Raw genomic sequence first — 20091 nt, forward strand, 5'->3', positions numbered from 1 at the left:
AGGTTCAGTTCATCTGCTGCAGCATGAAAACTCTCCGCACGCGCGGCCGCTTCGAAAACCGAAATTCCACGTAAAACTCAGACATAGTACCTCGCTGTACACCATTCAGCGTATTCAACTTGAGACGCCAAAGATGGTTGAAAGTGGTGGCCTCAGCAAGGCGTGATATGGCTCCAACCACAATGGTCTGATTTACGGCGAGAAGTTTCACCCATCTCGTATCTCCCAAGATTTCTGATCGGCGTGCGGCCGTCCAAGAGCCATACGCCATCAACCAAGTAATCGAAATTATTGTCGGACAAAAACCACAAGGATAGGCATTTCAATGCGTATTGCACGCAATTCGCAAATATTAGTGGATTGACAAGTCAATTTTGGTCCGACAATAATCGTGGCTCTAGGATGACGCCCATGAATAAAGCTCTCCCCTCCGCTACCTCTGTGAAAGCGAGCCCTGCGGGTCTGAATTTGCTTCCTGTCAAGCGCAGCGTTCCGTTGGATACCGCGTTGCTCACTGCCGAACTTGAAGCGCACAACTTGGCGATCGACACCGAATTTACGCCTCGGCAGTTTGCAGGCGGGCTCGCCAATCTGAACTACCTCATCCGGCTAGAGGATGGCTGGGCGGTGCTCCGTCGCCCTCCTAGCGGCCCGCTACCGCCTGGCGCAAACGACATGGCTCGCGAGCACCGGATACTTTCGAACCTTTGGCGCGTGCTACCCTTGGCACCGCGTAGTCTGCATCTTTGCACCGACGCCGCAATAATCGGTGTCCCCTTCCAGATTCTCGAATTCCGTAGCGGCCAGGCCATACGCGGCGATAGGCTGTTATTTCTGCCTGAGACCGCCGATACCGGCCGTGCGCTTTCGGCCCTTCTGATCGACACTCTCGCCCTCATTCATGAGGTAATTCCTGAAGCGGTCGGACTGGAGACGTTGGGACGCCCGGAGGGCTTCTTTATGCGTCAAGTGACCGGCTGGGTGCGCCGCGCCAATTATGTTTGCGGAGACATGCTTCCAACCGCAGCGGCCGAAGTGGCGAACTGGTTGATAGGCAGTGTCCCACCGCCAGAAGACGCAACCGTGCTGCTGCACTGCGATTTCAAGCTGGACAACATCCTGCTCGACTCCGCCACCCTTAAACCCGGCACTATTGTCGACTGGGACATGGGCACGCGAGGTCCGGCGCTCTTTGATTTGGCGACTATGTTGTCTTACTGGACTGAGGTCGGCGATCCAGACTGCATGCATCGCCTCGCCCAGATGCCGACTGCAAAAGCGGGATTTCTATCGCGGGCTGAGGCGGCCCATGCCTACGCGCGGCGCACCGGTCGGTCGATTAGCGCGATACAGTCCTATCGTGTGCTTACGATCTTCAAGCTGGCGGTCGTCTTTTTGCAACTTCACCGACGCCACCTCACCGGCGAAACAAGCGACCCCCGCTACGTCAGCTTCGGCTCGCTTGGCGAGGAACTCTTCATCTTCGCCCTGGATGTCGCGCGCGGCCGCCTGTTTTAAAGGAAACGACAATGGATTTCGCCCTCCCACCTCACCTTTCCGCGCTTGAGATGCGAACACGCAGTTTTATCCAAGAGCGGATCATGCCGTTCGAGAAGGATAAGCGCCGCGGACCGCACGGCCCGGAAGAATCCCTGCGCAACGACCTCATCGCCCTTGCCCGGGATGAAGGACTGCTCAACCCGCAGGTTTCTCGCCACTTCGGCGGGATGGGTCTCAGCCATCTCGGAAAGGCGGTAGTGCTGGAAGCATCGGGCTATTCCATGCTCGGCCCTGTCGCCATGAATTGCGCGGCACCCGACGAGGGCAACATGCATCTTGTGGAGCAGGTCGCCACCGATGCGCAAAAGGAACACTGGCTGCGCCCTATGACCGAGGGGCGCACGCGCTCGTGTTTCTGCATGACTGAGCCTGCTCCAGGCGCCGGCTCAGACCCATCTGCGCTTCGCACAACAGCGCAAAAGCGTGGCGACCATTTCGTGATCAATGGACGGAAATGGCTCATCACAGGCGTCGAAGGTGCTGCTTACGCAATCATCATGGCGAAAACCATCGTCGACGGGGAAGATGTCGGCGCGACGATGTTCCTGGTCGACCTGCCTGCGAAGGGGTTCACCATATCGCGCATACTCGACACCATGGATTCAAGCTTTTCTGGCGGCCACGCGGTTGTCGAAATCGAGGACCTTGAAGTGCCGGAAACCGACGTGCTTGGCACAGTCGGCAAAGGCTTCCAATATGCCCAGGTACGCCTCGTGCCGGCCCGCCTTACCCACTGCATGCGCTGGCTGGGCGCGGCCCACCGCGCGCACGATATCGCCACCGAATATGCTGCCCGGCGCGAGGCTTTCGGCGTGCCGCTTGCCCAGCATGAAGGCGTGGGCTTCATGCTGGCCGACAACGAGATTGACCTGCATATGACGCGGCTCGGCATACGACATTGTGCCTGGCTGCTCGACCAGGGCGAACGTGGTTCGGCAGAAAGCAGCATGATCAAGGTGCAGGCTTCGGAGGCTGTGTTCCGCATCGCCGACAGGGCGGTGCAAATCCTCGGGGGCATGGGCGTGACCCAAGAGACCGAAGTCGAACGCATCTTCCGTGACGTACGGGCATTCAGGATCTACGATGGTCCTTCCGAGGTGCATCGCTGGACAATCGCTCGCAGGCTGGTGAGGAGGTTGTCATGACGTCCTCCCCGCTTCGAAAGGGGCTCGATGCCTTATCGGGCAAGACGGTGATCGTGACCGGGGGCGGACGCGGATTGGGCCAGGCGATCGCCGCCGGCTTCGCCGCTGAAGGTTGCAACGTCGCCATCGTTGGCCGGAATTCTGCCACGCTGGAGAAAGCCGCATCGGCGATGCCTGGCAACGTCCGCGGGTTCACTGCGGATGTTGCCAGCGAGATCGAAATCGAGGCCATGTGTGCCGCCGTGACAGACGCTTTCGGTACAATCGATGTGTTGGTCAACAATGCCGGCATCAATCCGTTCTACAAGCGGCCCGAAGAAACCACGCTCGCCGAATGGCAACAAATCATCGATGTGAACCTGACCGGCGTTTTTCTCGCTTGCAAGCATGCCGGGCGCGTGATGCTGGCCAAGGGCTCGGGCGCCATCATCAATGTCAGTTCGGTCGCAGGACATGTCGGCCTCGCGCGAACCACCGCCTATTGTGCGGCCAAGGCCGGCGTCGAGCTGATTACGCGGCAGCTGGCAATGGACTGGGCACCACGCGGCCTGCGCGTAAACTCAGTAGGCCCCGGCTATTTTTCCACCGAACTGACGGCGGGCCTACGCGCGAACGAAAGGCTTTCAGACCATGTCACGGCACGCACCCCGTTGGGCCGCTTTGGCGCCCCAGACGAATTGGTCGGCGCATGTCTCTTTCTCGCGTCGGACGCGGCCAGCTATGTGACCGGACACTCGTTGATGGTCGATGGAGGATGGACCGCATGCTAGCGCAGCAGATGGCGCTGGACGGCATCAACGTCCTGGATCTGACCCGGCTTTTGCCTGGCGCCTTCGCCACGCAGATTCTGGCGGATATGGGAGCAGACGTCCTCAAGATCGAGCAACCGGATGGCGGCGACTATAACCGGGCCTTTCCACCGATCGCCAAGTCGGAATCGGGCTCCTTCCTGCTCCTGAACCGCAACAAGAAGAGCCTCACCCTCAATCTAAAGACTGCCGAGGGCAAGGAGGTTCTCCGCGCGCTCGCTCGCGACGCGGATGTGCTGATAGAGGGTTTTCGGCCGGGCGTGATGGAGCGTCTGGGTCTCTCCTACCAAAGCCTGGCGAAAGAGAACCCGGGGCTCATCTACTGCGCGATCTCCGGCTACGGCCAGACCGGACCGTGGCGGCTCAAGCCCGGGCACGACATGAATTATCTGGCGGAAGCCGGTGCGCTGCAGCTGTTCGGCAAAGCAGGCGAAGGTCCGATCGTGCCGGGGCTTTCCATCGCCGATGTCGGTGGAGGCTCGCTTATGGCCACGACAGGTATTCTTGCAGCGCTCCTGTCCCGCGCAAGGACCGGAAAAGGCCAGTTCATAGATATTTCCATGCATGACGGAGCCATATCGTGGCTCGCGCTCCATGCAGCAGACGCACTCTTTGCCGGCATCGAGCCCAAAGGTGGCGAGCGTCCCTTTATCGGCCAGGCGCCTTGCTACAATGTTTATACTTGCAGTGATGGCGGGTATGTAGCCCTCGGTGCGATCGAGGAACATTTCTGGCACCGCTTCTGTGACGCTTTCGGAACGCCGCAGTTCCGCAATCGCCAGTGGCCGGAAGGCGAAGAGGCAGAAGTCCAGAAGGCTGCGCTGCAGGAGCGCTTCATGATGCAGACCCGCGATGAGTGGGTTGCCGAGCTGGAAGCTGTCGATATCCCATTCGGACCGGTTCTCGGGATTCGAGAGGCTTTGGAAACGGACCACGCGCAGGCGCGCGGAATGCTCTCCCAGGTCGATCACCCGGTTGAAGGGGCCGTGCCGCAGCTCGGCTTCCCGATCAAGATGTCGGGCACGCCATGTGCCATCCGCTCGGCACCACCGCGACTTGGTGAGCATTCCGAACAGGTCCTCAGGGGCCTCGGCTACGATGACGAAGGAATTCGTGACCTGCGAAAAGCCGGCGCCATCTGAGGCGAATTGGACGGTCGAGGGGAGGAAGACCATGCCACGCAACATGCACGACTACGAAACGACGCGAGCGGCCTTCCGCTGGGCGGTGCCCGAACGGTTCAACTTCGCCACGGACGTGGTCGATCGATTTGCGCGCGATTCCGACGGCCCGGCGCTGATCTGGACGAATGCACAAGGCCTACACGAGACGTACCGCTTCTCGGAAATCTCTATGCTCTCGCGACGTTGCGCATCAGCCCTTGCCGCACGCGGCATCGGCAAGGGCGATATGGTTCTGGTGATGACGCCGCGCATTCCTCAATGGCAGATCGCCATGGTAGCCTGCCTGCGCCTTGGCGCCGTGCCGATACCATGCATCGAGATGCTGACGGCCAAGGATTTGGCCTACAGGATAGATCATGCCGGCGTGAAGGGCGTGATCTGCCGCGGCGAGCACGCTGGAAAGTTCGATCATCTGCTCGCAGGCGTGACAGCGCGGCTTGCCATTGGTGGCGCGCCTGGCTTTGACGATTGGGATGTCGCCTTGGAGGCAGGGGATCCGGATCGTCCTGCGGCGGACGTCATGGCCGAGGACCCGGCGATCCTCTACTACACGTCAGGGTCGACCGGCTTACCGAAGGGGGTTCTGCATGCTTCGCGAGCGCTTTATTCCTGGCGCGGATCTGCGGAGTTCTGGCTCGACCTCGGCCCGGGGGACATCATCTGGTGTACCGCCGATGTTGGTTGGTCGAAGGCCGGCACCTCAATTCTCTTCGGCCCGTGGAGCATGGGAGCCTGTTCATTCTTCTATGACGGTCCCTTTGATCCGATAAAAAGGCTGCGGCTTCTGTCGCAGCATCACGTAACTGTCTACTGCGCGCCTGCAACCGAGCTCTTTCGCGTCTCAGATCAGGACATAGCGGCTTATGATCTCGCCGCTCTACGTCACACCGTTTCCGCCGGAGAAACGCTGAATGCCGCCGTCGCGCAGAAATGGCGAGACAGAACCGGCATTCCAGTTCTTGAAGCCTACGGTCAGACCGAGACGCTGATGACGCTCTTGAACTATCGTTGCACGGAGGTGCGAGATGGTTCGATGGGATTGCCGCTGCCTGGCCTCGACCTTGATGTGATCGATGAAAGCGGACGGCCATTGCCACCCGACACCGAAGGTGACATCGCCTTGCGCGCGCCAGCGCCTCAGCTCATGCTTGGCTACCTCAAGGACCAGGCGCTCACGGACGAGTGCTTTTTGGATAGCCCGGACGGGCGGTGGTTCGTGACGGGCGATCGAGGCGTACGGGATGCGGACGGCTACTTCTACTACAGGGGCCGTCGCGACGACGTCATCAACTCCGCCGGCTATCGCATTGGACCGACCGAGGTCGAGAATGCCCTGCTTGAGCATCCCGCAGTGCTGGAATGCGCGGTGATCGGCAAGCCCGATCGGGAGCGAGGGGAGATCGTTAAGGCGTTCGTGGTCACCCGTGCTGTCGTGGCGGACCCAGCAGTGCTGGCACGCGACATCCAGGATCATGTAAAGAAGGTCACTGCCCCTTACAAATATCCTCGCGAGGTAGAGTTCATTTCCGAGCTGCCCAAGACCCTGACCGGAAAAATCCAACGCAAGTCGTTGCGGGATATGGAACGGGCGCGCCTCACCGAACCCGAAAGTCGATCCAACGATGCAAGTGCAGTTTGAACCTTTACAGACGGAGCCGGCTTTTCGCCTTGTTGCCCGCGCGATCGAGGCGAAAATTCTCAGCCGCGAAATTCAGCCGGGGGACACCCTGCCCTCCGAGGCAAAGCTGGCCGAAAGCCTGGGTGTAAACCGCTCAACCATCAGAGAGGCAATCCGCGCCCTGGAGCAGAACGGCTTTGTGCGGCGTGAGACTGGGCGCAAGAAACTGTTTGCAACGTTTCCCCAGTCAGTCGACATATCTCGACGCCTGAAGGCAGCCATGGTGCTCGACCAGGTGACCTTCGAGGAATTGTGGGAGGCTATGTTTGCCCTGGAGCCCGCGGCCGCGCGCTTGGCTTCCCAACGCCGCACCGATGAAGATCTTGAGGCGTTGGAAGCCAATCTCGCACATACGCGCCTTGCACTGGCCGACTCCCAAGCGCTGACGGAGCTGGATATCGACTTCCACCGCCTCGTCGCGCTTGCAACCGGAAATCGTGCGATCCAGGCGGCCCGCCTGCCCATCAGTGAGCTGTTCTATCCACCTTTTTTAACAGTCATGTCGCGTCTGAACGCCGCCGAACGCCTGCTGCTTGCACATGAGAAAATCGTAGAATCGATCCGAAATCGCGATGACCGCCTGGCCCAGGAGTGGATGGAAAAGCACATCCAGGATTTCCGCCGAGGCTACGAGCTGGCGAATCTCGATATGGGAGCGCCCGCAGCTCTACCGCAGCCGAGGACGTGATGAACAATGCCGTAAATGTACCGCCGATGGCGGGCATGACTGTGTGTCGGACTGACGATCGGCTCATGGGTGCGGCACTCCGCACGTCAAGGTACCTTTAGCTCACTCCGGTCGGCGCGGCATTTCACGCGGCGCGCCTTTCCGTGGCTGGACTGAGCCAAGCCCTGTCCGACGCCCTTGCAGGCGACAGCAAAACCGTTGCACCGAAGCCTTGGACAAACCTCTGATGCGGTGGGAAACCTCGCGTATCGCTGCTGGATAGTGGTCGGCGATGGAATCATCCGGCGCGTTCGCGAGTGCCATCGGGCAAGAAAAACCGGACCTTTAAGATATCATATATTGGACTTTTTTTGCTGGTTATTTTTTAAAAAGTTATGTTATGTTCGAAATCAAGGAACACGGTGAGCAGGCTCGAGACCGAAAATCGGCAGGGTTGCTACAGAACTGGAGAACGCATTGCAGCGCATCGGCAAAACCCCCGAAGAGTATTTCAGGGCGTGGCAGGTGTCGTCGTCGCTCAAACCGTTCGGTTTAGGCAGACGCGTCGCGCTGGTTAATGTCGACCTCCAGCGCCGCTATACGGATACCGCGACTTTCGCCACTGCCTATGAAGGCGACCCGCAGCAACTTCAAAAGGTGAACGCATTGGCGCGGGCCGTTCGCGCGCTCGACATGCCGGTGGTGTGGACCTACGTGGCCTATCGCCCCGACGGTAAAGATTGCGGTCGTTGGGGCCAGCGCAACTCCTCGCCCACAGCAATCCATACTGTTGGCCACGACTCCCCACACGCCGAACTGGATGCCCGGCTCGATGTCAACCGCGAGCTCGATCTCATCCTGCACAAACGCATGGCTTCGGCTTTCTTCGAGACGCATCTCCAGTCCTATCTGGTCTTCCACGGGATCGACAGCGTGATCGTGACGGGCGGTGCCACATCGGGATGCGTCAGGGCGACGGTCGTCGATGCGATGTCGCTGGGCTACCGGGTAACGGTACCGGAGGACTGCGTCGCCGACCGTGAGGAAGAGCCCCACTTCGCCAACCTATACGACATTGCAACCAAGTATGCCGACGTTCGACACGCCTCCGAGGTGATGGAGATGGTGGCCGCGCTCGCCGGCGGGAAAGCCTGACCATGAAGCCAAGCGAACCCTTCAACTATGACTATGCACCCTATGTCGGGCGTCCGAAGATCGTTTGGCCCGATGGCAAGCGCCTTGCGTTCTGGGTCGCTCCCAACATCGAATTCTACGAATACGCGCCGCCGCCGAGCGATGCACGCGCCGTATGGTACCGGCCGGAGCCGGATATCCTCAACTACTCGATGCGCGATTACGGCAACCGCGTCGGCTTCGACCGCATGGCCGACGTGATGTTGCGCTACGGTGTACGTGGCAGTGTCTCGCTCAATGTCGCTTTGTGCGACCATTTCCCGGAAATCATCGAACGCTGCTGCGAACTCGACTGGGAGCTGTTCAGCCACGGTGTCTACAACACCCGCTACCTCTACGATATGACGGAGGACCAGCAGCGCGAGATCATCCGAGACAGCCGAGACACCATCAAACGCGTGTCGGGCCAGAGCCTCGACGGCTGGCTGTCCCCGGCGATTTCCAATGAAGCGACCACGCAGGATCTGCTCGCTGAGGAAGGCCTGCTCTACACGCTCGATCTATTCCACGACGACCAACCGATGCCAGTCAAGACACGCTTGGGCAAGCGTTTCGTCAGTGTGCCTTATATGATGGACGTCAACGACGTTCCGGTGCTCAACTTCCGCAACATCTCGCCACAGGACTACCTGCAACTGATCAAGGATCATTTCGACCAGCTCTACGAGGAGGGCTCGGAAAGCGGGACCGTCATGTGCCTGCCGCTACATCCCTATCTGATCGGCCAGCCGCACCGGCTTTGGCTGCTGGACGAGGCGCTCAAATACATCACCGCTCATGATGGCGTCTGGCTCGCCACCGGCCGTGAAATCGCCACGTGGTATCGCGACAATCACTACGACGAAGCTTCTGCCTTCATCGCCGGCGTGAAGGGCAATGCAGCATGACCATTCAAAACAGCTATTTCGATTATCCGCACCGTGGCCCTGGCATGGACCAGGACCGCTACGGCTATCGACGGCTTGCGAAGTCCGCGCCGGTGGCATGGACAGACGGCTCCAAGCTGCTTTTGTGGGTGATGGTGCATCTCGAGCATTTCCCGATGGATATGCCTGCCAGGCCATTCATCCCCACAGGCGGCATGAACCGTCCGGGCATCAGCGTTTGGGACTATACCCAGCGCGATTACGGCAACCGCGTCGGCATTTTCCGGCTAATGAAGCTGTTCGACAAATACGGCATCGTGCCGACGGTCGCGATGAATTCGCAAGTCGCGGTGCGGTATCCTTTTCTGCTCGACGCGATGATCGAGCGGAACTGGGAGATAGCGGCCAGCGGCGTCGACATGAGCCACCTGCACTATGGCGGCATGCCGGAAGACAAGGAACGCGAACAGGTCGAAAAGTCCTTCGCCGATCTGCGTCGCCTCTCCGGCCAGGCCGTAACCGGCTGGCACTCGCCATCGCATTCCCAGTCGCAGCTGACGCCGGATCTTGTCGAGGAAGCCGGTGGCCGCTATATCGCCGACTGGATCAATGACGACATGCCCTACGCGTTCAAGACGCGGTCGGGCAGCCTGACGCAGATGCCGCTGTCCTACGATCTTTCCGACAAAAAAATCCTTTACCAGCAGTCGCTGCCATCCGCGGTCTATGCGCACCAGACCGATATGGCGCGCCAGTGTCTGCGCGACGAGGCCGATACCAAGGGCGCCCGCATACTGTCGCTCTCGCTTAGCCCCTGGGTGGCCGGCCAACCGGCGCAGATCAAGACTCTCGACCGCGTTCTCGGAGCCGTCATGGAGACGCCCGATACGCGCTCCGCAACCGGCGCCGAGATCGTCGCCCAGTGGAAAGGTCAATCGCAATGATGATGGAGCAGAACATCGCTCAGGCCGCACAGAAGGGCGAGCTGATCCGCGCCAACGGCCTGCGTAAAGTTTACACCACCGACACCGGCGATAAGGTTCTTGCGCTGAAGGAAGTCGATTTCTCGATCCGCGATGGCGAGTTCATCTCCATCGTTGGCCCCAGCGGTTGCGGCAAGTCCACCCTGCTCAAGATCATGGCCGGTCTGCTCGGCTACAGTGCGGGCAACATCTCCATTTCCGGCCGGAGCATCAAGGGACCGCACCACGATGTCGGCGTCGTCTTCCAGGCGCCCGTGCTGCTGCCGTGGCGCACCATTCTGCAGAATGTGCTGCTGCCATCGGAATTCCGCGGCCGCGTTGACAAGAAGGTGCAAGCGCGCGCCCGCGAGCTTCTCGCCCTGGTCGGCTTGTCCGGCTTCGAGAACCGTTATCCGCACGAGCTTTCGGGCGGCATGCAGCAGCGCGCCTCCATCGTGCGTGCGCTGGTGCAGGACCCAAAGCTGCTTTTGATGGACGAGCCCTTCGGCGCGCTCGACGCACTGACCCGCGACCAGATGAATGTCGAACTGCTGAAGCTGTGGAGCCACAGCCCCAAGACGATCATCTTCATCACCCATTCCATCGCGGAAGCCGTCTTCCTCTCAGACCGGGTGTTCGTCATGACCCCGCGTCCGGGCAAGCTCGATGAGATCATCGAGGTCGACCTGCCGCGTCCGCGCGCCCTGTCCATGGTCAACACCGACGCCTTCGGCGTCTACGCCGGGCGCATTCGCAAACTTCTCCACGCCAGCGAGGACATCGCAGGATGACCGAGATCACCAACACCGCAATCGACGCCGACCTGATCCCGACACCGCCCAAAAAGCAGCTTATCAGCACCGAGCGCCTGCTGACCTTCGCCGTTCTCATCGGCCTGCTGCTTGCCTGGCAGGCGACTACGACATGGGGCGGCGTTCCGGAATTCGTGCTGCCGCAGCCGATGTCAGTGCTCAACTGGCTGATCGTCGGGTTCTCCTATCCACCGACCAACCCTGCCAGCCTCTGGTATCATCTTGGCATTACCGCCTATGAAGCCTTCCTCGGCTTCGCCATCGGCACCACGCTCGGCATCATTCTCGGCATGACTCTGGCGCGTTACCGCATGGCCGAACGCGTCTTCTATCCCTTCATCGTCGCTTTCCAGTCGTTGCCGAAGATCGCGATTGCGCCGCTGCTCGTGGTCTGGTTCGGCTTCGGGCTCGAGCCTAAGATCATCATCGTCGTCGTGTTGACCTTCTTCCCGCTGCTGGTCAACTCGATCACCGGCTACCACTCGGTCGATCCCGACCGCATCAATCTCGCCCGCGCCTGCAACGCCTCCGGCGCGCAGATTTTCTGGAAGATCATTCTGCCCAGCGCCCTGCCCTACATCTTCGCAGGCCTGCACATGGCGGTCGTACTCTGCTTCCTTGGCGCGCTCGTCGGCGAATTCGTCGGCGCTCAGGCAGGCCTTGGAATGCTTCTGCTTCAATACAACAACAACATGCAGGTGGCGGGTGTCTTCGCCATTCTGATCGTACTCGGAGTCATCGGTTTTGCTCTCAACATGCTCATGCGTGCGCTGGAGAACTACTTCTGCTTCTGGGCGCGCCGCAGTGCGGTGGCTGCCGACGGCGCGAAGTGAAGACATGGGGACCGGTCTGACCCGGTGTGGCGGACCTACATAAAAACAACATCACCAAAGGGGTAACAAAAATGAAGTCTCTCATCTGCCTGCTGGGTGGCGTGGCCACCTTCGCGCTGGCCAGCACGGCCTCCGCCCAGGAAAAGCCAATTACCATTGTGCTGTCGCACGCCAACATGGCCGTCGGCGAAGAGGTGTTCCTCTACGCCGTGCCGAAGGCGCTCGGCTACTTCAAGGACGAAGGTCTCGACGTCACCATTCAGGGTGCTTCCGGCGGCGTGCAGGCGGGCCAGGTCATGGCCAGCGGCAATGCGCAGTTCATCACCACACTCGCCGAAGGAGTGATGCAGATGCGCGAACAGGGCGCCGACCCGGTCGCGATCCTGTCGCTGAAAAACTATAATGGTTATTCCGTTAGCACCCTGCCGGATTCCGGCATCAAATCGCTCGCCGATCTCACAGGCAAGACGATCGGTTTCCCGGTTGCCGGCGGCGGTACGGTCATGATGCTGGACGAGAGCCTCAAGGCTGCAGGCCTCAAGCCAGAATACACTGCCATCGTCATCGGCACCGGTCCGGGTGCGGCTGCAGCCGTCGAGCAGAAGCGCGTCGAAGCCGCCGTTCTGTGGGACGCCAATTACGGCCTGATCGAAAACCTTGGCTACAAGCTGAACTATATCGACCTGCCGATCCAGAACGAGATCGCCGGCTTCACCCTGTCGACCAGCGACAAGATGGTGAAAGACGACCCGAAGTCAGTCGAAGGCTTCTGCCGCGCAGTGCTCAAGGGCCTGACCTACACGCTCGCCAACAAGGAAGCCGCAGTCGACCTGTTCTTCAAGGAGTTCCCGACCACCAAGGCCGCCAACGTTTCTGACGAGGAAGCTACCAAGGGTGCTGTCAATGTGCTCAACAAGTGGCTCGACAGCGCACTTAAGGGCGTGACTGACGTTTCCAAGCTCGGCTCATTCGACAAGGCAAAGTGGGAGAAGTCCAAGGAACTTTATGCCGCCGCCGGAACGCTGAAAGGCACAATTCCGGTCGATCAGGCGTTCACCAACCAGTTCATTGACGGTTGCAACAACTTCGATCACGAGGCCGTCAAGGCCCAGGCGATGGCAGCCAAGTAAAGGCTGCAATCGCGATCGACACTACGAAGGGCGCCGCATCGTGTGGCGCCCTTTTCATCAAGGGCACCGGAAATGACCGACTTGACGAGGCTGACGGCAAGCGAAGCCGCTGCACGCATCAGGAAGAAGGATCTGACCAGCACCGAGCTGGTCACCGCACTTCTCGACCGCGTCGCCGCACGCGATCACGTCGTCCACGCCTGGACATGGCTTAAGCCCGAAGCAGTGCTGGAAGCAGCCAGGAAAGCGGATGCATCGCCGGCTGTCGGCCCGCTGCATGGTGTGCCGGTCGGCATCAAGGACATCATCTACACTGCCGATATGCCGACGCAGATGAACTCGGCACTTTATGAAGATTTCTTCCCCAGGCTCGATGCGCCCTGTATCTCCGTGCTGCGTTCGGCAGGTGCTATCGTAATGGGCAAGCTCGATACGGTCGAGTTCGCAGTCGACGGACGGCGCGCCAGAACCACCAATCCGCACGAGCCCGAACGCACGCCCGGCGGCTCGTCGAGCGGTTCGGCGGCCGCTGTCGCCGATTTCCAGGTGCCCCTGTCGCTCGGCACGCAGACTGGCGGTTCCGTCATTCGGCCAGCCTCGTTCTGCGGCACGTTTGCCATCAAGCCAACCTGGAACACGGTTTCGCATGAGGGCTTCAAGGTTTGTGCAGCCAGCATGGACACGCTGGGCTGGTATGGCCGCAGCGTCAAAGACCTGATGCTGCTTGCCGACGTTTACCGCCTCAGGCTCGACGGGCGCGCGGCGCCGACTTCGCTGAAGGGGGCAAAGATTGGCATCTGCCGTTCGCCGGTGTGGGAGCAGGCCTTGCCGGAGACGCATAAGGCGTTGAACGATGCCTGCGCCATGCTCAAGGCCGAAGGCGCGGAACTCTCCGATACGGAACTGCCAGGGGACTGCGCCGGCCTGACCGAGGCGCATCGCATCATCATGCAGGCCGAGATGCAGGTATCGTTCCTGGCTGATTCCATCCGCTTCCCCGATCTCTATCCGGCTATGCAGGAAACGGTGAAAAACGCCGCGGGCTATTCGACGGCCGATCTCGCCGCCGCCCATGATCTGGCTGCCCGCTGCCGCGGTATTATGGACAGGCTGTTCGGGGGGTTCGACGCGGTGCTGACGCCGAGTGCGCCCGGTTACGCGCCGATCGGGCCGCAGGACACCGGCAAGGCGGTGTTCAACCGTATCTGGACGCTCACGCACATGCCGTCGGTCAATCTGCCGCTTTATGCCGATCCGTTGCCGGTGGGGCTGACGTTGACGGGGCCGCGCTATTGCGACCGTCGCATTCTCGATATGGCGAAGCTGATCGCGCAGGCCGCCGGAATCTAGAGCTTCGGCGGGCTGATCAGGCCTTGCGCTTCAAGGAGCGGCAAGGTGCCGCCCGCCTGCATCGTCTCAAGCAGATTGGCCGGAACCGCATGCCCTTTCAGGGTTTTTCCGCTCAACAGATTTTCGACGCGGCCGCTTGCCGGATCGGCGCGCAGGACATCGCCTTCGCAGCACAGGTCGAGAATGCCGGGACAGTTCATAGCGACCAGCCCGTAGCTGACACAGCCGCGAAAGAAGAGTGCGTTGAGGCTCTCGGCAATGACCAATGAAACGCCCACATTGACGAAGGACCGAGCCGCCGGACGGCTCGACCCCAACCCGAAATCACGACCGGCCACTACGATGTCGCCCGCTGCCACCTGGTCGACCCAATTCGGTCGCAGATCACGAAACAGGGCCTTGGTCTGGACAGCCTCAGTGCCATAAAGCACGTCGCCCGGCATCATGACGTCGGTGTTGAGGTCGTGGCCGAAGACCCAGGCCCGTCCCTTGATCATAGCCCCGCCTCCATCAATTGCGCAGGTCCGACGATGCGTCCCGCCACAGCCGACGCCGCAACCACGGCCGGGGAGCCGAGCCAGATTCGTGCGGTGGGGTCGCCCATCCTGCCTTTGAAGTTGCGCGTGCTGCTGGCGATGCATCGGTCGCCGGGACCTAGCACACCCATATGCCCACCGGCGCAGGCGCCGCAGGTCGCCGGTGTGACGATAGCGCCGGCGTCTACTAACAATTCGACATAACCGGCCTTGAGTGCGTCGCGATAGATCGCCTGCGTTGCAGGGGTGACGATCAGCCGGACGCCGGGAGCGACGCGGCGACCGCGCAACACATCCGCCGCGATTGCAAGATCGGATAGGCTGCCATTGGCGCAGGAACCGATAAAAGCCTGGTCGATACCACTGTCGGCGTCGCCGAGGTGCACCGTGTTTCCGAGAATTCTGTCCGGCAAGGCGATCATCGGGCGGATGTCGTCGAGCACGACTATCTCACGCCGGACATAATCGGCATCGGCGTCCGGAAAGACGGCATGAAATGGTTGATCTGTGCGCCCGCGAATATGCGCGTCGAGTGTAGCGTCTGCCTCGAAGGTAACGAAATCGGCGTTGAGTTCCGTGCACATTGTGCAGATGGTGCGGCGGGCATCGATACTCAGACTGGCGAGGCCCGGACCGCCGAACTCGATGTTCTGACCGCTATGGCTGCCGAAACGATCGGCCATGCGCAGGATGACGTCCATGGCCGCGACACCTGCAGCCAGGCTTCCCCGAAACTCGTAGCGCACGGTTGGGCCAAGGCTGAGCCAGGTCTCGCCGGTGGCAACGGCGGCGATCAGGTCGAGAATGGTGACCGCGCGTGAAGCGCAGTTCATCACGCCAGCCGCCGCACTGTGGGAATCGCTGCCCACTACCATCATGCCCGGCAAGGCATGGCAGTTTTCAGACAGGAGCACGTGGCTTATACCCTGATCCGCGCCCAGATCGTGAAAGCGCGAAATGCCCCAGCGTCTTGCGAAAGCGCGGCCGGTCGACTGAGCGGCGGCGCTTGTGGCCGATGGTGCGGGAACCTCATGGTCGAAGACTATGACGATGCGGTCAGGATGCGGCACGGCGAGGATGTCTCGGCGCATCTGGTTGAGGAAAAAGAAGGTCGTATCGAGCATAACGGCGCGGTCGACCGCGACTGTGACTATGTCGCCCGGCTTCACATTCGAGCGTTCGGCAGCACGGGCAAGTATCTTTTCGACGATCGTCATGCCCATGCCATGTGTCTCCAGACGTTCAGTCGCGGATGGCGAGGAGCGCCCCGTGCGTCAGCTTCATATCCATCTCGGGCACGGCCTTGGTTCCGTGCAGTTCGGTGGCATAGAGGCCGCCGCCCTTGCGGCCAAGCGGAGCCGCCGGGTCGTCGGCAAAGACGGTGATGCGGTAAGCGCCAGCATCGATGTCCCAGGCGTCGCGGCCTTCATAGCTGGACGCACCAGTAACGGTTCCACCCGAGATGAGGGCCAGCGTAGTGGCCGTGCTATCGGCCGTGGGGCTCGCGATGACCATGCGGGAAATGCCAGTCGCGCCGTTGGCATGCGGCTTGGCTGCCGGAATACGGTTGTTGCGGCCTTCGACGTCCTCGACCACGAAGGGCAGCGCATCGTCGCCACCGGTACCACGACCAGTCATCAAGAGCTTGAGCGACCATTTCGAGCCGTCGGCAATCGTGTTGCCGACATCGACCGGACCGGCGACCCTGGAGCCTTCCTCGGTCAGCTTTGCAGTCAACGCGATGATGTCCGGCTCGGTGAAGGAATAGTCGCCCCAGCCTTCCCCGGCAGCCAGCAATGGTCCCAGACGATGCTTTTTAAGCGCCTCGGGATCGGTAAAGGCAGTGATGAGGATGTAGGAGCCGTCTTCGAAGGAAACGAAACGATAGGCAGCGCTGCCATGCGCGCTGTCGTGGCGCTGCTGTACCGTGAAGCCGAGCGCCGCATAGTCGGCAGCCGCCTGGTCAGGATCGTTGACGAGGACGATGAGATGATCAGGCACGCGGCCCATAGGCAATGGTCTCCGTTGGAATGCTGTCATGCTTTGCAGATGGATGGCGGCAAGAAGCTGCGTATTTCCGGCAGCGGCCCCTTGAAGCGCTCGATATCAATGAGACAGGACTGCGCCGAACAGCCCTGCCCCATGTCGGACGTACCGATGTCGCGAGTCAGCACATTGGGGTTGCTGCTGCGATCAGCCAGGCCGTCGGGATCGTAGGAAGCGCCGGTGGGAAGGACGGCGACGCCCTGCACAAGACCTTCGTCATAGCGGGCGACGGCCAGACAGGATCCGCGACCGTTGAAGAGCCGCACCGGATCACCATTGGCGATGCCGCGCGCGGCCGCGTCGCCGGGATGCAGGTCGACATATTCCAGGCCATTGCTCTTCCCGGCCATCGAATAGGATGACGCATCGAGTTGTCCGTGCAGTTTGCGGCCCGGCTGGGGCGTCAGGAGGTGCAGCGGATAGGTTTTCGCCAGCGGCGCGCCCAGCCATTCCTCAGGATCGAGCCAAACTGGATGGCCGGGTTGGCGCCCTTCATTTTCATCACGGATCGCCTGGGAATAAAGTTCGATCCTGCCCGATGGCGTTTGCAGTGGGTGCGCTTTTGGATCGGCGCGGAAATCCGTCAGCATGACATAGTCGCGCTGTGGTTCTGGCACCTTCAGATAGCCGTCTTCCCAGAAGGTGTCGAAATCGGGTGCGTTGATGCCGCGCGCGGCGAGCTTGGTGGAGATATTCTCCCAGGCCCGTGCCAGCCAGCCACTCTCGTCGAGCCCTTCGGTGAAAGCTTCCTCGGCGCCGAGGCGGCGGGCAAGCCCGGCGAAGATGTCGAAATCGTTGCGCGCTTCGCCCACCGGTTCGACCAGTTTGTGCATGGCCAGAATGTAGGGATCACGCGATGCACCGCCGATGTCGTTGCGCTCGAGCGCCGTCGTTGCCGGCAGGACGATGTCGGCATGGCGCGCGGTCGCCGTCCAGTAGCATTCATGCACGATCACGGTCTCGGGCTTGCGGAAGGCATCGCGCAACCGGTTGAGGTCCTGGTGGTGGTGGAACGGATTGCCGCCGGCCCAGTAGATCAGGCGGATATCGGGATAGGTCGCTGTCCTGCCGTTGAAGCGATATTCGGCGCCGGGGTTGAGCAGAAGATCTGAGACTCGGGCTACGGGGATTGCATGACCCACCGCATTGGTGCCGATGGACGGACCGTAGAGCGGGGTTTCATAGCGTAGGTTGCCCATGCCGTTGGAAGAGCCGTAGCCGAAGGCGAAGCCGCCACCCGGCAGACCGATTTGCCCCAGCACGGCCGCCAGCGCAATCATGGCCCAGTAGGGTTGCTCGCCGTGGCGGGCACGCTGCAGGCTCCAGGTTGCCGTCAGCATAACACGCTTCCCGGGCAGGCTCGCGGCTAGATCCCGGATCTGCGCGGCCGGCACACCGGAAATCGCCGACGCCCAATCGGCATTCTTTACAACGTTATCGCCCTCGCCCATCAAATAGGCGCGCAGGTGCGCGAAGCCGCTGCAATGGCTTTCAAGGAACGACTTGTCCTCCCTGCCTGCGGCAATGATCTCTTGTGTGAGCGCCAGCAGAAGCGCCGCGTCCGTATTCGGGCGGATCGGCAGCCATTCGGAGGGGAATTCGTTTTCTACGTCACCACGGCGGGGCGATACATTGATCAGCCGGAGATCGGAAAGGCCCTGCATGAAGCTGCGGAAGCGATGCTCGCCGGAACCGCCGGATTGGACGATCCAGTTGCGGTTGGGTACGCCGCCGAAAGCCAGCATGATGTCGCAATGCTCGCTGATCGACTTTAGCGAAGTCAAATGCGAACCGACTGCATCCCCGCGCCCGACTACGCGCGGCAGAAAGGCCATTGCCGCGCCGTAGCTGTAGTTAGTCACCTGGTCGGTGAAGCCGCCGATGCAGTTGAGAAAGCGGCGGATCAATGTGCGGGCATGATGAAGCCTGCCGGCGCTCGACCAGCCATAGGAGCCGCCGAAGATCGAGGCATTGCTGAAGTCACTGCGGACGCGATGCAATTCGCCGGCAACGAGCTCAAGCGCCTCGTCCCATTCAATTTCGACGAAACTGTCGTCGCCGCGTCTGGCGCCGCCATCGCCCTCACGCCAGCCCTTGCGCACGACAGGCTTGGCAACGCGAAGCGGCGAGGTCAGCATTTCGGGCCAGACCTCGATCAGCTTGCTCGGCTCAGGATCAAACTCGAAGGGAAGAACACCGGTAAGTTTGCCATCCTTCACTTCCGCACGGAACGCTCCCCAGTGGGAAGCCGATCTCAGAACGGGCATTTCCGCCGCCTTTTTCTGCCGCGCCGGACGACGGCCCGGCATCAGATTTTGGAAAGTTGCGATATAATCTTACTGTAGTCAAGTTGCATTGATTTTCAATAATGTTATAAGTGAAATATGGGAGCAAGGGAGCGGGAGGCATTCTAATGCGCAAGTTCAACGTTCGCCAAGTCGAGGCATTCCGCGCCGTCGTCACCATGGGCAGCATGTCCAAAGCCGCCGAACTGCTGGGCATCTCGCAGCCGGCGGTAAGCCGCCTTATAAGTGATTTTCAGGACGCCGTTGGCTTCAAGCTTTTCCGGCGGCTCAGGAACGGAGCCGAGCCGACAAAAGACGCCAAGCATCTCTTCGAACAGGTCGAGAAACTTTTCGTCGGACTTGAGGAGCTCAACCATGAGGTTGCAGCAATCAAGAATCTGCAGATCGGCCGACTGACTATCGCCGCGACGAGTTCCTATGCCAGCGGCTTCCTTCCCGATCTCATTGCGGGGTTCCGCGCGCAATATCCTGACGTCAACATATCCCTCAAGACGCTGGGCCACGAGCAGGTGGTGGATTGGGTCGCGTCGGGCGCGGCCGATGTTGGCTTCACGACGCAGTCGAACGGAAACACCGCGCTCAATACCCAGACGTTGCGTAAGGGATCTGTCATCTGCGTCATACACAAGGATCATCCGCTGGCGGCGAAAGAGAAGCTTCGACCACAGGACCTGGCAAACGAACCTTTCATCAGTTTCCCGCGCGGCGCACCATTCCGATTCGAGATCGACATGCTGTTCGACCGTTTGGGCGTCGACCGAACGATGACCATCGATGCAACCTCCCACGACAGCGTCTGCGGCCTGGTGGCTGCGGGTCTGGGCATTGGCATGGTCAACCCGTTTTCCCCGAATGTCGGAAGAGCCGACAAGCTGGTCTTCCGGCCGATAAGCCCCAGCGCCCAGATCGAGCTACAGATGATCTGGGCGGATGCATCGGAATCGGCAGCAGCCGACAAGTTCAGAGCCTTCGTTCCCGATTTCCTAAAAGCCCACAAGATGAATGACGCGTAA

The 20091-nt window shown here is 60.7% G+C and carries 18 protein-coding genes; 14 read left to right on the forward strand and 4 right to left on the reverse strand.

Features of this window, described 5'->3' with window-relative positions:
* The first annotated feature begins 411 nt into the window (after window positions 1–411).
* The 13 genes from BM413_RS29525 to BM413_RS29585 all read left to right on the forward strand — a co-directional run bounded on the left by BM413_RS29525 (window position 412) and on the right by BM413_RS29585 (window position 14190).
* Window positions 412–1518 carry a phosphotransferase family protein gene (locus BM413_RS29525; protein WP_091918426.1) on the forward strand — a complete coding sequence of 369 codons (1107 nt, stop codon included), beginning with the start codon at window positions 412–414 and terminating at the stop codon, window positions 1516–1518.
* Window positions 1519–1568: 50 nt separating this feature from the next.
* Complete coding sequence (locus BM413_RS29530; RefSeq protein ID WP_210189004.1) at window positions 1569–2705, forward strand: acyl-CoA dehydrogenase family protein; 1137 nt, start codon at window positions 1569–1571, stop codon at window positions 2703–2705.
* Window positions 2702–3475: an SDR family NAD(P)-dependent oxidoreductase gene (locus BM413_RS29535; RefSeq protein ID WP_091918428.1), complete on the forward strand. Its 774-nt coding sequence runs from the start codon at window positions 2702–2704 to the stop codon at window positions 3473–3475. The genes BM413_RS29530 and BM413_RS29535 overlap by 4 nt, the downstream gene beginning before the upstream one ends.
* A complete protein-coding gene (locus tag BM413_RS29540; RefSeq protein WP_210189002.1) occupies window positions 3469–4656 on the forward strand; it encodes a CaiB/BaiF CoA transferase family protein in 1188 nt (395 codons plus the stop codon). The genes BM413_RS29535 and BM413_RS29540 overlap by 7 nt, the downstream gene beginning before the upstream one ends.
* Window positions 4657–4687: 31 nt before the next feature.
* On the forward strand, window positions 4688–6337 hold the full coding sequence (locus tag BM413_RS29545; RefSeq protein ID WP_091918429.1) for an acetate--CoA ligase: 1650 nt from the start codon (window positions 4688–4690) through the stop codon (window positions 6335–6337).
* Complete coding sequence (locus tag BM413_RS29550; RefSeq protein ID WP_091918430.1) at window positions 6321–7064, forward strand: FadR/GntR family transcriptional regulator; 744 nt, start codon at window positions 6321–6323, stop codon at window positions 7062–7064. The genes BM413_RS29545 and BM413_RS29550 overlap by 17 nt, the downstream gene beginning before the upstream one ends.
* A 456-nt stretch (window positions 7065–7520) precedes the next feature.
* Window positions 7521–8198: an isochorismatase family protein gene (locus BM413_RS29555; RefSeq protein ID WP_091918431.1), complete on the forward strand. Its 678-nt coding sequence runs from the start codon at window positions 7521–7523 to the stop codon at window positions 8196–8198.
* Between the two features lie 2 nt (window positions 8199–8200).
* On the forward strand, window positions 8201–9124 hold the full coding sequence (locus tag BM413_RS29560) for a polysaccharide deacetylase family protein (RefSeq protein WP_091918432.1): 924 nt from the start codon (window positions 8201–8203) through the stop codon (window positions 9122–9124).
* Window positions 9121–10047 (forward strand): polysaccharide deacetylase family protein, encoded by a 927-nt coding sequence (locus tag BM413_RS29565; RefSeq protein WP_091918433.1) that lies wholly within the window; start codon window positions 9121–9123, stop codon window positions 10045–10047. The genes BM413_RS29560 and BM413_RS29565 overlap by 4 nt, the downstream gene beginning before the upstream one ends.
* Window positions 10044–10856, forward strand: coding sequence for an ABC transporter ATP-binding protein (locus BM413_RS29570; RefSeq protein ID WP_244538100.1), 813 nt, complete (start codon window positions 10044–10046; stop codon window positions 10854–10856). Before BM413_RS29565 ends, BM413_RS29570 begins: the two co-directional genes overlap by 4 nt.
* Window positions 10853–11710: an ABC transporter permease gene (locus BM413_RS29575; RefSeq protein WP_091918434.1), complete on the forward strand. Its 858-nt coding sequence runs from the start codon at window positions 10853–10855 to the stop codon at window positions 11708–11710. The genes BM413_RS29570 and BM413_RS29575 overlap by 4 nt, the downstream gene beginning before the upstream one ends.
* A 71-nt stretch (window positions 11711–11781) precedes the next feature.
* A complete protein-coding gene (locus BM413_RS29580) occupies window positions 11782–12840 on the forward strand; it encodes an ABC transporter substrate-binding protein (protein ID WP_091918435.1) in 1059 nt (352 codons plus the stop codon).
* Between the two features lie 72 nt (window positions 12841–12912).
* Complete coding sequence (locus BM413_RS29585; protein ID WP_091918436.1) at window positions 12913–14190, forward strand: amidase; 1278 nt, start codon at window positions 12913–12915, stop codon at window positions 14188–14190.
* Here BM413_RS29585 and BM413_RS29590 read toward each other — a convergent pair.
* The 4 genes from BM413_RS29590 to BM413_RS29605 are packed head-to-tail and all read right to left on the reverse strand — an operon-like array spanning window position 14187 to window position 19039.
* Window positions 14187–14687, reverse strand: coding sequence for a 3-isopropylmalate dehydratase small subunit (locus BM413_RS29590; protein ID WP_091918437.1), 501 nt, complete (start codon window positions 14685–14687; stop codon window positions 14187–14189). The two genes, BM413_RS29585 and BM413_RS29590, sit on opposite strands and share 4 nt — an antisense overlap.
* Window positions 14684–15949 (reverse strand): 3-isopropylmalate dehydratase large subunit, encoded by a 1266-nt coding sequence (locus BM413_RS29595; protein WP_091918438.1) that lies wholly within the window; start codon window positions 15947–15949, stop codon window positions 14684–14686. The genes BM413_RS29590 and BM413_RS29595 overlap by 4 nt, the downstream gene beginning before the upstream one ends.
* A 19-nt stretch (window positions 15950–15968) precedes the next feature.
* Window positions 15969–16736: a VOC family protein gene (locus tag BM413_RS29600; protein ID WP_175544492.1), complete on the reverse strand. Its 768-nt coding sequence runs from the start codon at window positions 16734–16736 to the stop codon at window positions 15969–15971.
* A 26-nt stretch (window positions 16737–16762) separates the two neighbouring features.
* On the reverse strand, window positions 16763–19039 hold the full coding sequence (locus BM413_RS29605; protein ID WP_091918462.1) for a molybdopterin-dependent oxidoreductase: 2277 nt from the start codon (window positions 19037–19039) through the stop codon (window positions 16763–16765).
* Window positions 19040–19185: 146 nt separating this feature from the next.
* Between BM413_RS29605 and BM413_RS29610 the strand changes: the two genes are divergently transcribed.
* Entirely contained in the window at window positions 19186–20091 is a 906-nt protein-coding gene (locus BM413_RS29610; RefSeq protein WP_091918440.1) for a LysR substrate-binding domain-containing protein, read from the forward strand.

Source organism: Mesorhizobium sp. YR577, assembly GCF_900116595.1.
GTDB lineage: Bacteria > Pseudomonadota > Alphaproteobacteria > Rhizobiales > Rhizobiaceae > Mesorhizobium_M.